General features: G+C 42.4%; 15 protein-coding genes. 14 read left to right on the forward strand and 1 reads right to left on the reverse strand.

Annotated features, from left to right (window positions below; genetic code table 11):
* Positions 1-50: 50 nt before the first annotated feature.
* The 5 genes from POV27_RS15410 to POV27_RS15430 all read left to right on the forward strand — a co-directional run bounded on the left by POV27_RS15410 (position 51) and on the right by POV27_RS15430 (position 8,063).
* Positions 51-2,375: a T9SS type A sorting domain-containing protein gene (locus POV27_RS15410; protein WP_272863687.1), complete on the forward strand. Its 2,325-nt coding sequence runs from the start codon at positions 51-53 to the stop codon at positions 2,373-2,375.
* A gap of 83 nt (positions 2,376-2,458) precedes the next feature.
* Positions 2,459-4,783, forward strand: a complete 2,325-nt coding sequence (locus POV27_RS15415; protein ID WP_272863688.1) for a VPS10 domain-containing protein — start codon at positions 2,459-2,461, stop codon at positions 4,781-4,783.
* Positions 4,784-4,867: 84 nt separating this feature from the next.
* Complete coding sequence (gene recR, locus POV27_RS15420) at positions 4,868-5,488, forward strand: recombination mediator RecR (RefSeq protein WP_272863689.1); 621 nt, start codon at positions 4,868-4,870, stop codon at positions 5,486-5,488.
* Between the two features lie 4 nt (positions 5,489-5,492).
* Entirely contained in the window at positions 5,493-6,623 is a 1,131-nt protein-coding gene (locus POV27_RS15425) for a glycosyltransferase family 2 protein (protein ID WP_272863690.1), read from the forward strand.
* 114 nt (positions 6,624-6,737) lie between these two features.
* On the forward strand, positions 6,738-8,063 hold the full coding sequence (locus tag POV27_RS15430; protein WP_272863691.1) for a dihydrolipoamide acetyltransferase family protein: 1,326 nt from the start codon (positions 6,738-6,740) through the stop codon (positions 8,061-8,063).
* Here POV27_RS15430 and POV27_RS15435 read toward each other — a convergent pair.
* On the reverse strand, positions 8,060-8,683 hold the full coding sequence (locus POV27_RS15435) for a thioredoxin domain-containing protein (protein ID WP_272863692.1): 624 nt from the start codon (positions 8,681-8,683) through the stop codon (positions 8,060-8,062). The two genes, POV27_RS15430 and POV27_RS15435, sit on opposite strands and share 4 nt — an antisense overlap.
* Positions 8,684-8,727: 44 nt before the next feature.
* Here POV27_RS15435 and POV27_RS15440 point away from each other — a divergent pair, with 44 nt between their 5' ends.
* The 9 genes from POV27_RS15440 to rimO all read left to right on the forward strand — a co-directional run bounded on the left by POV27_RS15440 (position 8,728) and on the right by rimO (position 15,038).
* Positions 8,728-9,501 carry a 3'-5' exonuclease gene (locus tag POV27_RS15440; RefSeq protein ID WP_272863693.1) on the forward strand — a complete coding sequence of 258 codons (774 nt, stop codon included), beginning with the start codon at positions 8,728-8,730 and terminating at the stop codon, positions 9,499-9,501.
* Positions 9,502-9,508: 7 nt separating this feature from the next.
* Positions 9,509-10,120 (forward strand): fumarylacetoacetate hydrolase family protein, encoded by a 612-nt coding sequence (locus tag POV27_RS15445; RefSeq protein ID WP_272863694.1) that lies wholly within the window; start codon positions 9,509-9,511, stop codon positions 10,118-10,120.
* Between the two features lie 4 nt (positions 10,121-10,124).
* Positions 10,125-10,466 (forward strand): Hpt domain-containing protein, encoded by a 342-nt coding sequence (locus POV27_RS15450; protein WP_272863695.1) that lies wholly within the window; start codon positions 10,125-10,127, stop codon positions 10,464-10,466.
* Between the two features lie 8 nt (positions 10,467-10,474).
* On the forward strand, positions 10,475-11,722 hold the full coding sequence (locus POV27_RS15455) for a competence/damage-inducible protein A (RefSeq protein WP_272863696.1): 1,248 nt from the start codon (positions 10,475-10,477) through the stop codon (positions 11,720-11,722).
* 76 nt (positions 11,723-11,798) lie between these two features.
* Positions 11,799-12,038 carry a 50S ribosomal protein L28 gene (rpmB, locus tag POV27_RS15460; protein ID WP_272863697.1) on the forward strand — a complete coding sequence of 80 codons (240 nt, stop codon included), beginning with the start codon at positions 11,799-11,801 and terminating at the stop codon, positions 12,036-12,038.
* A gap of 26 nt (positions 12,039-12,064) precedes the next feature.
* On the forward strand, positions 12,065-12,247 hold the full coding sequence (gene rpmG, locus POV27_RS15465; RefSeq protein ID WP_088342152.1) for a 50S ribosomal protein L33: 183 nt from the start codon (positions 12,065-12,067) through the stop codon (positions 12,245-12,247).
* Positions 12,248-12,259: 12 nt separating this feature from the next.
* Positions 12,260-12,412, forward strand: a complete 153-nt coding sequence (locus POV27_RS15470) for a DUF4295 domain-containing protein (protein ID WP_272863698.1) — start codon at positions 12,260-12,262, stop codon at positions 12,410-12,412.
* Between the two features lie 237 nt (positions 12,413-12,649).
* Positions 12,650-13,603: a signal recognition particle-docking protein FtsY gene (ftsY, locus tag POV27_RS15475; RefSeq protein WP_272863699.1), complete on the forward strand. Its 954-nt coding sequence runs from the start codon at positions 12,650-12,652 to the stop codon at positions 13,601-13,603.
* Between the two features lie 133 nt (positions 13,604-13,736).
* Positions 13,737-15,038 (forward strand): 30S ribosomal protein S12 methylthiotransferase RimO, encoded by a 1,302-nt coding sequence (rimO, locus tag POV27_RS15480; protein WP_272863700.1) that lies wholly within the window; start codon positions 13,737-13,739, stop codon positions 15,036-15,038.
* Positions 15,039-15,065: the final 27 nt, after the last annotated feature.

A 15,065-nucleotide genomic window follows, 5' to 3' on the forward strand; every position in this document is an offset into this window, starting at 1 on the left:
CTTCCATTGTTCACCGGGGTATTTTTTTTATCTTTCATGAAAACGATCTTATGGAAAAGAAGCTACTCTCTCTTGTATATGCCATTCTTTTATCACTTGGAAGCCTGTTCGCCCAGAATGGGGACTGGCAGGAATTAGGACCTTTTGATGGAATTGCCACTTCTAGTTGGACTCCTGGTGTAGGTAGGATTACGTGTGTGGCTGTGGATCCCAACAATCATGAAATCATTCTTGTGGGAACCCCCAGAAGCGGTTTGTGGAAAACCACTAATGGAGGACAGGATTGGATTCCTTTGAACGATACCAAAAAGAATAAATCGGTTTTGTCCGTGGCAATAGACCCAAATGATTCCAACATCTATTACTTTAATGCAGTTGGAGCGGGTCTCTCTAAATCTACGGATGCTGGTGAAACCTGGACTTGGATTCCAGATGTCGAACTTCCTATCCCATATGCTTCGAATGTAAATTCCATGAGAAGCATTTTGATTCATCCAGATAATTCGGACATTATATTAGTTGCTATAATGGATTATGGTGAAGTTCCGTCTGGTATTTATAGAACATTGGATGGCGGTGAAAATTGGGAATTGGTGGTTGCAGATGATGATCCGTACGATATTCAATTTAAACCGGGGAACCCAGAGGTCGTTTATGCCTCAGGTGATGGCTTTTACCGTTCTCCTGATGGAGGCGCCTCATGGGGATTAATTCCTGGATTCAACGATCACACCAAGAAAATAGCGGTGTCTCCAGATAATCCGGAAAAAGTATATGTGTTGCAAATGGATAGAGTTGGGAATAATAACCTTTACGGTGGTCTCTTCGTATCAGACAATGGAGGTCTGTCTTTTGAAGAACGGGACCACGGGCAGGATAATTATTTGGGGCCTTCTACAACTGCAGACGACCCCTATACAAAAGCACCTTTGAAAATGACAATCGCTGCCAATCCAACAAACGCAGATGAGGTGCATATTGGAGGAATTATTACATGGAGATCCTTGGATAGCGGTGTTACCTTCGAAGTTACATCGGATATTAGAATTGAAGATGCAACGGCGGCAGATATAGGGTACTGCCATAAAGATATTGAGAAACTGTATTTTGTTGATTCTACCTTATATGCCTGTACCGATGGAGGATTGTATAAGGCCGAGGATACTCAGAACATAAATGCAGACTATTTTCGGGACATAGGTTCTGGAATGGGTATTAGGAATCTAACATCGCTTTCCGTGGCTCAATCTGCAGACCCTAAAATACTTATTTCTTCAAGGGATATGGGGGCTTCTTTTTATGATCCTTCCATTGGATGGAGGGATTGGTTGGGGAAAGATGAGGGGTATATATGGGGGGTGCTCGTTAATTCATTGAACGAAGATGTTTTTTATGGATTTTCATCCCAAAATAATTTTTTTAGAACCGATGATGGAGGAGAGACGTATATACAATTACCCATGCCGGATTCTCCAATATCTCAACAACAAACGTTAAGACAAGATCCCCAAGACCCCAATACTATTTATGTTTCGAATAATCAGGTATTCAAATCCAATAACAAAGGAGAAAGTTGGATGCCCATAAGTCCAGATTTTCAAAGTGACATTATGAATTTTGAAATCTCAAGCGCCAACAACCAAGTCATGTATTACACTTCAAGGTCCGGTCATTTTATGCGTACCTTGGATGGAGGTAGTAATTGGGAAAACATATACGATCCTACCGGAGTAATTGATATTGCGCTACACCCAACAAACGAAGAATACATAGCATATGTGGGGGGTGGGCCAACTGTTGGTAATGAGAGTATGTCCGTTCAGGTTTCTTATGACCGTGGTGACACATGGGAAAATATTGTAGGGAATCTTGGAGATGATGTGGGATGGGATCTGGTGTGGGAAGGTGGAAGTGATAATGGACTGTTTGTTTCTACCTTTACAGGTATATACTACACAAACGAATCTTTAGGGCATTGGGTTCCCTATATGGCCAATTTGCCAAGAATTAACATTAGTTTCTTAGAAGTGAATTATGAAAACAATATGATCTATGCCGGAACGCAGGGAAGGGGTGCCTGGGTTTCTCCTATGTGCAATGGCTGTGTGTTGTCGGTTGATGACAACCAAAACACAGCTATGGGTATATCCTTGGTTCCAAACCCAACGTATAGCCATGTTTCAATAAGATCTAAAGAATACGGTTTAAACGGGGTAGAGATTCTGGATGTTACGGGTAAAATGGTTTTTCAAAATACCCGATTGAATGCTGTACATGATTACGATTTGGATGTTTCACAATTTAAATCAGGGATCTATTTCGTAAGAATGAATTCCGATTTTGGAACCGTAACCAAACGACTTATCAAGCAATAAGTAGCGAATACATTAATAAAAGATGCTTCAGAAGCCTAATGGTTTACTGAAGCATTTTTTTTATCTTTCATGAAAAAGATCTTATGGAAAAGAAACTACTCTCTCTTGTATACGCCCTTCTTTTATCACTTGGAAGCCTGTTTGCCCAGAATGGAGATTGGCAGGAATTAGGGCCTTTCGATTGGGACCCGACTACGGGATGGAATCCCGGAATAGGCAGGGTCACCTGCGTTGCTGTAGACCCTACAAATAATGATATAATGCTAGTGGGGACCGCTGCGAGCGGAGTATGGAAGACCATCGATGGTGGGGGTAATTGGACCCCACTGAATGAAGACAAACTGAATAAAAGGGTATCGTCGGTAGCCATAGATCCGTCCAATCCCAACACCTACTATTTTTCGACCAATTATTCTGGACTTAATAAATCTGAGGATGGTGGCGACAGTTGGACCTGGGTTCCGGGAGTAGGTATGCCACTTCCCTCCTCTATTAACCCTATTCGAAAGATTCTTGTACACCCTACAAATCCAGAGATTATTTATGTGCTAATCTGGGGGTCGCTCTCTGGCCTCGAACCTGGAGTGCATAGAACCACAAATGGAGGGGAGAACTGGGAGCTCATATTGGCAGAAGAAGATCCTTACGATATTACATTTAAACCTGGAAGTGATCAGGTGTTGTATGTTTCGGGTACTGGTTTTTATCGATCGCCAGATGGCGGAACAAGTTGGGCATCCATTGCAGGATTTAATGATAGGACAAAAAAGATAGGGGTCAGTATAGACGATCCTGATAAGGTATATGTACTACAAACCAAAAGAAGTCCTACCACCAATAGATTTGTTTTTGGGGGATTGTTTGTATCCGAAGATACTGGATTCAATTTTACAGAAATAGATCACGGGAATACCAATTATTTTGGGTACTCTACTACGGGAAATGACGAATTAGGATGGGCACCGCGATTAATGGCGATCGCTGTTAATCCCAATAATGCAGATGAAGTGCATATTGCAGGGATTCTCACTTGGCGCTCCTTGGATGGCGGACAAAGTTTCACCTGCACCTCGGACGTGGAACCCAATGATGCAGCGACAGCCAACATAGGTTATTGCCATAAAGATGTGGAAATGATGCAGTTCGCTGGGAACGCACTTGTTGTGTGTTCCGATGGAGGTGTTTACAAGGCTGAGAACACCCTTGACCTTAACGCAGAGTATTATCAGGACATCACAACGGGTATGGGAATACGCGAAGTTTCTAGTTTGGCCGTTTCCCAAAGTGAAACTCCTAAAGTGTTAACGGGTTCACGTCATAATGGTACGTCTTTCTATACAACGGCAGATGGTTGGAAAGACTGGTTGGGAGTGGAGTTCCGTAACGATGGGGTTCTTATAGATAAGGATGATGACAATATCTTCTATGGTTTTGTTTCCTACTATGGAGACTTTTGCCGATCTGATGATGGGGGCCAAACATTCGTCTCACTCCCATTGCCAACAAACGGAACATATTATACAGAAACATTGCAACAGGACCCTGTAGAACCCAATACCTTATATATAGCAGAAGATCGGGTTTATAAATCGACAAATAAGGGAGAAAGCTGGACAGCTATTTCTCCCGATTACCATGATGTTTGGAATTTGGAAATTTCTCCAGCCAATAATCAAATCATCTATATTACCACTTTTTCCTCCTTTTATAGAACCTTGGATGGAGGCAATACTTGGCATGGATTCAGTACCCCAGGAAGTCAGTTTGAAATAAAAAAACTAGCGTTGCATCCCACGAATCCAAACATATTGGGTTACGTTTCGCAATATTTCGATGAAGAGCTTGTCGTAAGGGCTACCTATGATGGCGGAGCTACCTGGGAGAATATGAAAAGGAATTTACCATCTCTAGACGGATATTCATTGGTATGGGATGATAACGATAATAACGGACTGTATATTGGCCTTAAAAATGGGGTGTATTACACAGATGATACACGTTCCGATTGGGTTTATTTTAGTGATGGGTTGCCATCCATTCCCGTAACCGACCTTAAAATAAATTACGTCAATAATGATTTATATGCAGGAACCGATGGAAGGGGGATATGGGTTTCGCCTGTATGTGGTGACTGTACGCTATCTAATGAAAATGTTGAGGATGACTCTTTTTTAGGCATTGCTATAGTTCCCAATCCCACCAAAGGAATTGTTTCCATTAGAGCAGAACCCAACGGCTTAACAGGTGTTGAAGTGTTGGATGTAGCTGGCAAGATTATGTATCAATCCTTGAATATGAATTCCAGAATAAATTTCGATTTAGATATTTCCCGATTCAATGCTGGGGTTTATTTTGTAAGAATAAACACGGCCTTCGGTACCGTAACAAAACGCATCATAAAGGAATAAAGTGCAAGCTTATTTGCAAGGAATGCTTCAGTAGTTCAATAGCTATCTGGAGCATTTTTTTTATCTTGCCCCCAACTTTCTCGTATGGATTTTTCTTCGAAATTACTGGAAAATGCTGTAAATGAAGTGTCCCAACTTCCGGGCATTGGCAAGCGTACTGCCCTTCGATTGGTATTGCATTTGCTGAAGCAGCCCGTGGAGCGAACCCAGCAGCTTTCCCAAAGTCTATTGCAACTTCGGGAATCCATCAATTTTTGTAGGAATTGCCACAATATATCGGATACGGAGCTTTGTGAAATTTGCGCCAATCCCAATAGGGACGAGTCCCTTGTTTGTGTAGTAGAGGATATAAGGGATGTGATGGCGATCGAAAATACGAGTCAGTATCGAGGGCATTACCACGTATTGGGAGGTAAGATATCTCCTATGGATGGTATAGGTCCTGGAGATCTCACCATTAATTCCTTGGTCGAAAAAGTAAAGAACGGCTCCGTAAAAGAACTCATATTTGCCTTGAGTTCCACGATGGAAGGCGATACGACCAACTTTTATATATACAAACAAATTGAGGGCAACGATGTGACCACTACCACTATTGCTAGAGGTATTTCTGTAGGGGATGAACTGGAATATGCAGATGAGGTAACCTTGGGGAGAAGTATCCTGCATAGAATTCCATTCGAATCTTCCCTTAAAAATTCCTGATTTCTTGAAATTATCTGTAGTCATCCTTAATTACAATGTGCGCTATTTTTTGGAGCAATGCATCATCAGTGTAGAGCGCTCCCTTAAAGGCATAGACGCAGAAATTATTGTGGTGGACAACGACTCCAAGGATGATAGCTGTGAGATGGTGAAACAACGGTTTCCACACCTTACCCTACTTCAGAATACAGAAAATGTAGGCTTCAGCAAGGCGAATAATCAAGCGGTGGCCATAGCCAAAGGGGAGTATGTGTGTATTCTGAATCCAGATACGGCGGTGGCCGAACATACATTTAGTAGTGCCCTTCAATATGCGGAAGGGAAGGATCATCTAGGGGCCTTAGGGATCTGCTTAATGGATGGCACGGGAAATTTCTTACCCGAAAGCAAGCGTAACTTGCCTACACCCAAACGCTCTTTACTTAAAATGATAGGTAGGACGAATAGTAAGAATGGTTATTATGCCAATTATTTGGGAGAAAAGGACAAAGGAAGGGTAGAAGTGCTTGTGGGTGCGTTCATGTTGATGCGAAAGGATGTATATGAAGGGGTGAAAGGTTTCGATGAAGACTATTTCATGTATGGCGAAGATATTGACCTTTCCTATAAATTGACCAAAGCCGGTTACCAAAATGAATATTTGGGAAGCCTTTCCATGTTACATTATAAAGGTGAAAGCACACAGAAGGATACCGCCTATCTCAATAGGTTCTATGGAGCCATGCGAATTTTTTACCGAAAGCATTTTAGGTCCAACCCATTATTGAATCTAGCAGTAAATATAGGAGTGCAATTTGCCAAGATTACCCGAAAGTTTAAAGAACGGAAAAGGAGCGTAAAGCCTGTGAAATGCAACGAAGTATTGGTTTTTACTGAAAACATCGGATTGCTGCAGAAGATTTCTGGGCATTTCGATATCCCCGTGAAATCCGCTTCCAAAATCATTTTGGAGCGGGCCACCTTTCACAATACCCTCTGTGTGTTCGATGTGGACTATATATCCTATGGGCAAATCTTTAGTGTGATGGGCGCATTGAAAAACAAGCAAAACAGTTTCCGAATTAAACCACCAGGTTGTAATTTTATCATCGGAAGCGACCGCAGTGATGAGAAGGGCGGTGTACTACAGTTATAATTGTCATATTCGTAATAAGACAAGATAAAGAACTGTTATTTTTGAATTATTTAAAATAAATAGACGCAAAATTTATTAATTTTGCACTCAATTTAAAACTGAGTTTCTAGCGTTATGGCGAGATTTGAACTGAAATTACCTAAAATGGGGGAGAGTGTTGCAGAAGCAACCGTTACCAACTGGCTTAAAAATGTAGGCGATACGATTGAGGCCGATGAAGCTGTGTTGGAAATCGCTACCGATAAAGTGGATAGCGAAGTACCCAGCGAGGTAGATGGTACCCTAGTCGAAATCCTTTTTCAAGTGGATGACGTGGTACAGGTGGGACAGACCTTGGCTGTGATAGAAACCGATGGCGATGTAAGTGTTGCCACACCTGCACCTGCTGCAGTAGAAGAAGCTGCTCCTGCGGCGGTAGCCGAAGTAGAAAAAACAGTGGTGGCCGCCAAAGAAGCGACAGAAACCGTGATTGAAAGTTCGGGAGATCGTTTTTATTCTCCCTTGGTAAAGAATATAGCTTCCCAAGAAGGAATTTCCCAAGCCGAATTGGATGCCATTCCAGGAACCGGTAAGGACGGGCGAGTGACCAAAAACGACATTCTAGGATATCTTGAAAGTAGAGGTGTTGCACCTGCGGCACAAACCGCGGCTCCTGCAAAGACTGCCGAACCTGCTCCTGCGGTTAAAAAGCCGGCAACGAGCAAACCTGCCACTCCAGTATCTGTGAACGGAGAAGACGAGATCATAGAAATGACCCGTATGGGGAAATTGATCGCTCACCATATGGTAGAAAGTGTTTCTACTTCGGCTCACGTACAGAGCTTTGTGGAGTGCGATGTAACCAATATTTGGAACTGGCGCAAAAAGGTAAAAGCGGCTTACGAAAAGCGTGAAGGGGAGAAATTGACCTTTACTCCGATCTTTATGGAGGCTGTAGCCAAGGCATTGAAAGATTTCCCATTGATGAACATTTCTGTAGATGGAGATAAGATCATCAAGCGTAAAAATATCAATCTTGGTATGGCAGCTGCTTTGCCCGATGGAAACCTAATCGTTCCTGTGATTAAAAATGCCGATCAGTTGAATTTGGTAGGAATGAGCAAGGCAGTGAATGACCTTGCCAATAGAGCGCGTAACAATCAATTGAAGCCTGATGAAATCCAAGGAGGAACTTACACTGTAACTAATGTAGGAACCTTTGGAAGTGTCATGGGAACCCCTATCATCAATCAACCGCAAGTTGGGATCTTGGCCTTGGGCGCTATTAGAAAGGTACCTGCGGTAATAGAAACCCCAGAAGGTGATTTCATTGGTATCCGTTACAAGATGTTCCTATCCCACAGTTATGATCATAGAGTGGTAAATGGTGCCTTAGGAGGACAATTTGTAAAGGCGGTTGCGGATTACTTGGAAGCTTGGGATGTGAATCGTGAGATTTAATTTTCAAGCTTAGCTAGCACAGCTTCCAGTTCATCATACCCAAAAATCGTGTAGGACTTGTTCCAGATCACAGGAAAGCGAATACGCGTGGCTGAGGTGAGTTCCTTATCAATAAAAGCCATGAACTGTGCATATAAGGCACCGTCCGTTTCAATATTAAACACCCGGTGTTGAATTCTTTTGCTTTGTAATTGTGTAGCTAAAGCATCACATTTTTCGCAATTTGTCATTCGGAAGACAACGACTTTTCCCCTCACGGCATTTTCAATATCCACTACCTCCTTTTCCTGAGTAACGTGAATGTCATTGTCCAATTCGTCATTTACTATAAGGTCGTAGGTGTAGTTAGAGGGTATGTCCTTCAACTCGATAAGGGTAATCATAGGAACTTTGGTGCGCGGCGGGATATCCTTTAAAACCGGTTTGTCGGCACTGCGACGGTACCCCTCGGCGTGCACCATGAGGAAGACATTCAGGGTGTCGGCCGTCTTGTTTTCGGCCATCAAAACCAAGCGCTTTCCGGTCTTCTTTTCCGAAATGATTACTTTCTCCGCCTGAGCGTTGGCCAGTGCGCCTACAAATAGGCCCGAAATGATGATAACTTTTGAAATAATCCCCATAGCGCAAAAATAACAATTGTTACTTTTGTAGCATAAATCATACCATGCAATTAAAACTATCCAAGCCCATCTGTTTTTTCGATCTGGAAACCACCGGAGTGAATGTCGCTTCCGACCGTATTGTAGAGATTTCCGTGTTAAAGGTATACCCCAATGGCAATAAGGAGAGCCATACTTGGCGGGTAAACCCTACCGTACCCATTCCGAGAGGAGCCAGCGATATACATGGTATTACAGATGATATGGTGGCAGACGAACCGACCTTCAAGGAATTGGCGCCCAAAGTACACGCGTTGATGAAGGAAAGTGATTTGGCAGGCTATAATTCCAATCGGTTCGATATTCCCCTATTGGCAGAGGAACTGCTTCGTGCCGATGTGGATTTCGATCTTAAAAAGGCATTGGCTGTGGACGTACAAACCATCTTTCACAAAAAGGAAAAGAGGACTTTGGAAGCCGCTTATAAATTCTATTGCGATAAAACGTTAGAGAATGCCCATAGCGCAGAGGCGGATACCATAGCTACTTATGAAGTGCTTTTAGCGCAATTGGATAAGTACGAAGACCTGCAAAAGGATGTGCCGTGGTTATCACAGTTTAGTGCACATAAGAATTTTGCCGATTTTGCTGGATTTATAGGCTTCACCAAGGAAAAGAAGGAAATCTTCATGTTCGGGAAGCACAAGGGGCAATTGGTAGAGGATGTACTGGAAAAAGAGCCTGGGTATTTTGGTTGGTTGCTCAACGCCGATTTCCCATTGTACACTAAAAAAATATTGACCCGAGTAAAGCTGCGTAAGCTCAACAATAAATTCTAATCTGCTTATGAAATTAATCTGTGTAGGGAGAAATTATACCGAACACATAGAGGAACTGGATAACGAAAGGCCCAAAGACCCTATATTGTTTTTAAAGCCAGATACGTCCATACTATTAAAAAAGAACCCCTTTTTTATTCCCGAATTTTCCAACGATGTACACCATGAGGTAGAGGTATTGGTGAAAATAAAGAAGATCGGAAAGCACATTCAGCAAAAATTTGCCCATAAATATTATGACGAAATAGGATTGGGAATCGACTTTACCGCTAGGGATTTACAACAACAATTAAAGGAGAAAGGGCACCCTTGGGAAAAGGCCAAAGGGTTTGATGGAGCAGCCGTGATTGGTAATTTTTTACCAAAAACAACGTTTACGAATGTGGATGACATCAATTTTCGGTTAGAAAAGAACGGAAAAGTCGTACAAAAAGGCAATACCAACCTAATGTTGTGGAAAATTGATGCGTTGATCGAATATATTTCGAAATATTTCACTTTGAAGATTGGAGATATTATATTTACGGGCACTCCGGCTGGTGTAGGTAAGGTAGATGCCAATGATGTTCTAACAGGCTATATCGAAGATACGGAGTCATTTTCAATAAAAGTTAAGTAATTATATGAGTAAATTATATTCTATAGACAGTCTAAACGAGATTTCTGGAGGAGACAAGGAGTTTATGGCTGTGGTCGCTCAGACCTTTTTAGATGAAATTCCACCGGATTTGGCCTCTTTAGAAGAAGCCATCGAGAATGACAATAAAGAATTGGCCTACCAATTCGCACATAAAATGAAACCGAATATCGAAATGTTCGGAATCGATCTACTCAAACAAATCACAGGAATTGAATCTTGGACCAAGACGTCCAAAAGCACCGACAGCGTTCTCCCCCATATAGAACTCGTTTCTACGACTTTACACCGAGTTTTTGATGAGTTAAAAGAGGACTTCGACCTATAAACAAATAGATGCTTGCTGAAATAATAACCATTGGAGACGAGATTCTCATTGGTCAAATTGTAGATACCAATTCAGCCTTCATTAGTAAGGAACTGAACAAGGCTGGTATTCAGGTATATCAAATTACTTCCGTTCAAGACGATCGGGAGCATATTCTCGATGCACTAGAAGAAGCCAAAAGCCGTGTAGATGTGGTACTGGTAACAGGCGGACTAGGCCCCACAAAAGATGATATAACGAAGCAGACCTTTTGCGAGTTTCTGGACGATACATTAGTGGAAAGTGCTGTTGTTAAGGAGCATATCGAGTTTCTTTTCAAAAAATACTTCAACAAATTACCAGCAGAAGCCAATCTAAGGCAGGCATTGGTGCCATCTACCGCCAAGGTGCTTAAAAACCAACATGGTACGGCTCCTGGAATGTGGATGGAACAGGACGATACGGTCTTTGTTTCCATGCCCGGTGTGCCTTACGAAATGAAGGCGCTGATCAAGAATGAGGTGATTCCGGCGATCATAAAAAAATACAACCGTCCGCACATCTATCATAAAACGTTGCTTACCTACGGATTGGGCGAAAGTACCATTGCAGAGCGTATTTCCGATTGGGAAGAAGCACTTCCAAAGCATATAAAACTGGCCTATCTCCCTTCATTGGGAAAAGTGCGTTTACGGCTTTCTTCCAAAGGGGAGAATGAAGAAAAGCTCATAGCCGAGGTCGATGCCCAAATGGAGACATTGCATGGCATGGTGGCCGATATAGCCGTGGGTTATGAGGATGAAACCTCTGTAACGGAGAAAATCGGTGGATTGCTCCAACAAAAGGGCAAAACGCTTAGTTTGGCCGAAAGTTGTACTGGAGGAGCCCTTGCGCAGGAAATTACACAACATCCTGGAGCTTCTGCATTTTATAGGGGAAGCATTATTCCATATGCTACCGAGCTAAAAACGTCCATTCTGGGCGTAGATGCCGATATTATCAAAGAAAACAATGTGGTAAGTCTTCCCGTGGCCGAAGCCATGGCGCAGCAGGCGACCAAGGTGTTTGGTAGCGATTATGCCATTGCTACCACAGGTATAGCCGGCCCAACAAAGGGAGATGGGGACGATGAGGTAGGTACTGTGTGTATTGCCATTGCGACCCCAGAAAAAATGATCTCCGAAAAGTTTCAATTTGGTAAGGCTCGGGAGCGAGTCATCAAAAAATCAGTGAACAAGGCCTTCGAAATGCTACTAAAAGAAATTTCCAAAAACTAAATTTCTTTTGTTGGTCATACCAAATTATTTCCTTAAATTTGCACCCTGTTTAAAAATAACATTAAAAGCGAGTACAATGTCAAGAGTTTGTGAGCTTACGGGAAAAAGAGCAATGGTAGGGAACAATGTTTCTCACGCGATGAACAAGACTAAGAGAAAGTTCAACGTAAATTTAGTGAAGAAGCGTTTCTACATTCCAGAAGAGGACAAGTGGTTAACACTTCGTGTTTCTACTTCTGCATTGAAGAACATTAACAAGAAAGGTATTTCTGCCGTAATTAAGGAAGCCCGCGAAAAAGGGTACTTGAAGCAGTAATCGCATAATTTTTAAAGTCGACCAAAATGGCTAAGAAAGGAAACAGAGTTCAAGTAATATTAGAGTGCACCGAGCACAAGGAGTCCGGAATGCCTGGAACTTCCCGTTACATTACCACGAAGAACAAAAAGAACACTCCGGATAGAATGGAATTGAAGAAATTCAACCCAATCTTAAAGAGAATGACTGTACATAAAGAAATCAAATAATAACTAAGCGTCATGGCAAAGAAAGCAGTAGCATCGTTACAAACAGGATCCAAGCGTTTAACCAAAGCGATCAAAATGGTTAAGTCTGAAAAGACTGGCGCTTATACTTTTGTTGAGTCTATCATGGCTCCAGACCAAGTAAACGATTGGTTGAAAAAACAATAGTCAACCCGTACGATATTAAACCAAGCCACTTTTTTACGAAGGTGGCTTTTTTTGTCCTCCTTAGTTCGCTTGCATAAGAACCATGGAGGGCGTATTTTTGGCATCGCCACCAGAAGCATATGTATAAGGTGGGCGTTCCGTAAAGTAGAGCCTATGGTCCACTTTACGACCGGGCTTTCACCACTACACGGTAGTTTGGTTCAATCCCTAACGCAATATTAAACCTCAGAACTCACTATGAGCTTTTTCAAAAAAATATTTTCAAAAGAAAAAAAGGAAACCCTAGACAAAGGGCTGGAAAAATCCAAGACCTCCTTTTTCGATAAACTATCCAAAGCCGTTGCTGGTAAAAGTAAGGTAGATGACGATGTGCTGGATGATCTCGAAGAAGTGTTGGTTTCCAGCGATGTGGGAGTAAATACAACCCTTAAGATCATAGATCGTATCGAAGCCCGTGTGGCTCGCGACAAGTATATGGGTACCGATGAGCTGAATCAAATCCTTCGTGAAGAAATAGCAGGGCTCCTTAGCGAAACCAATACAGGCAATGCAACCCAAATAGAAATTCCCGAAACCGACGGACCCTATGTCATTATGGTCGTCGGTGTAAATGGAGTAGGGAAAACTACAACCATTGGTAAGTTGGCCCACCAATTCAAGAATGCGGGAAAAAAGGTAGTATTGGGAGCTGCAGATACCTTTAGGGCTGCGGCCATCGATCAGTTACAAGTTTGGGCCGATCGTACGGGAGTGCCTATAGTTAAACAGGAAATGGGGAGTGACCCTGCCAGTGTCGCCTTCGATACCCTGCAAAGTGCCGTAAACCAGAATGCCGATGTAGTAATCATAGATACCGCTGGACGTTTGCACAATAAAGTAAACCTAATGAATGAGTTGACCAAGGTGAAGCGCGTAATGCAAAAGGTGATTGGCGATGCTCCACACGATGTCATGCTCGTATTAGATGGTTCTACAGGACAAAATGCTTTCGAGCAAGCCAAGCAATTCACCGCGGCTACCGAAGTAACCAGCTTGGCAGTGACCAAACTGGATGGAACCGCCAAAGGTGGAGTAGTGATCGGTATTAGCGATCAGTTCCAAATTCCGGTAAAATATATTGGAGTAGGAGAAGGGATCGAAGACCTTCAAGTATTCAATAAGTTTGAGTTTGTAGATTCATTCTTTAAGTGAAAGGTGAAAGGTGAAAGGTGAAAGGTGAGAAGTTTCAAAAATATTAAATACGCAGATAAAATCAATGAAGGTAAGGGTAAAGTAAAATAGATATCAAAACCTATTATTTATCCCTTACTTCTAACTACTTAATATGCGGACGAAGACCTTAAAAAAGAACAAAATCAATGTAGTGACACTCGGTTGTTCCAAAAACATCTACGATAGTGAGGTGCTCATGGGACAACTTAAGGCCAATGACAAGGAAGTAGTACACGAAGAAGAAGGAAATGTCGTGGTCATCAATACCTGTGGGTTTATAGATAACGCCAAGGAAGAGAGTGTAAATACTATTTTAGAGTTTGTTCAGAAGAAGGAAGAAGGATTGGTAGACAAGGTTTTTGTTACGGGATGTCTTAGTGAACGCTATAAACCCGATCTTCAAAAAGAGATTCCCAATGTAGATCAGTATTTTGGCACTACAGAATTGCCTGGGCTTTTAAAGGCCTTGGGAGCCGATTATAAGCACGAACTCATTGGAGAGCGACTCACTACCACCCCAAAGAATTATGCCTATTTAAAGATAGCAGAGGGCTGTGACCGTCCCTGTTCTTTTTGTGCGATCCCCATCATGCGTGGAAAACACAGATCGACCCCTATCGAGGAATTGGTCATCGAAGCCGAGAAATTGGCAGCCGATGGCGTAAAAGAACTCATTCTCATAGCGCAGGATCTTACCTATTATGGGCTCGATTTGTATAAAGAAAGGGCTTTGGCCAAGCTTTTAAGAGCCTTGGCTAAGGTAGAAGGTATAGAATGGATTCGATTGCATTACGCATTTCCTACAGGATTCCCCATGGAAGTATTGGAGGTTATGAAAGAGGAACCCAAGGTTTGCAACTATATAGATATTCCGCTACAACATATAGCAGATCCTATTCTAAAATCCATGCGTAGGGGAACCACCATGGCCAAAACGAATAAGTTGTTGGATGAGTTCAGAAAAGCGGTGCCCGAAATGACAATTCGAACTACCTTGATCGTAGGATATCCAGGTGAAACCGAAGAAGATTTCCAAACCTTGAAGCAATGGGTGATCGATCAGCGTTTTGAGCGTATGGGCTGCTTCACCTATTCGCATGAAGAGAATACCCATGCCTATAGTTTGGAGGATGATGTTCCTGCCGATGTAAAAATGCAACGTGCCAATGAAATCATGGAAATTCAGTCACAGATATCTTGGGAATTGAATCAGCAGAAAATCGGAAAACAATTCCGTGTCCTTATCGACCGAAAAGAAGGGAATTATTATGTAGGTCGCACCGAATTCGACAGCCCAGATGTGGACAATGAAGTGCTGATTTCGGCTGAAAGCGGCTATTTGCGCACGGGCGATTTCTTCAATGTAGAGATTACTGGGGCAGAGGATTTCGATTTGTACGGAAAAGTCATATAGTACAGGGTACAAACCCAGGTACAAAAA

Source organism: Aureisphaera galaxeae, from assembly GCF_028561275.1.
GTDB lineage: Bacteria > Bacteroidota > Bacteroidia > Flavobacteriales > Flavobacteriaceae > Aureisphaera > Aureisphaera galaxeae.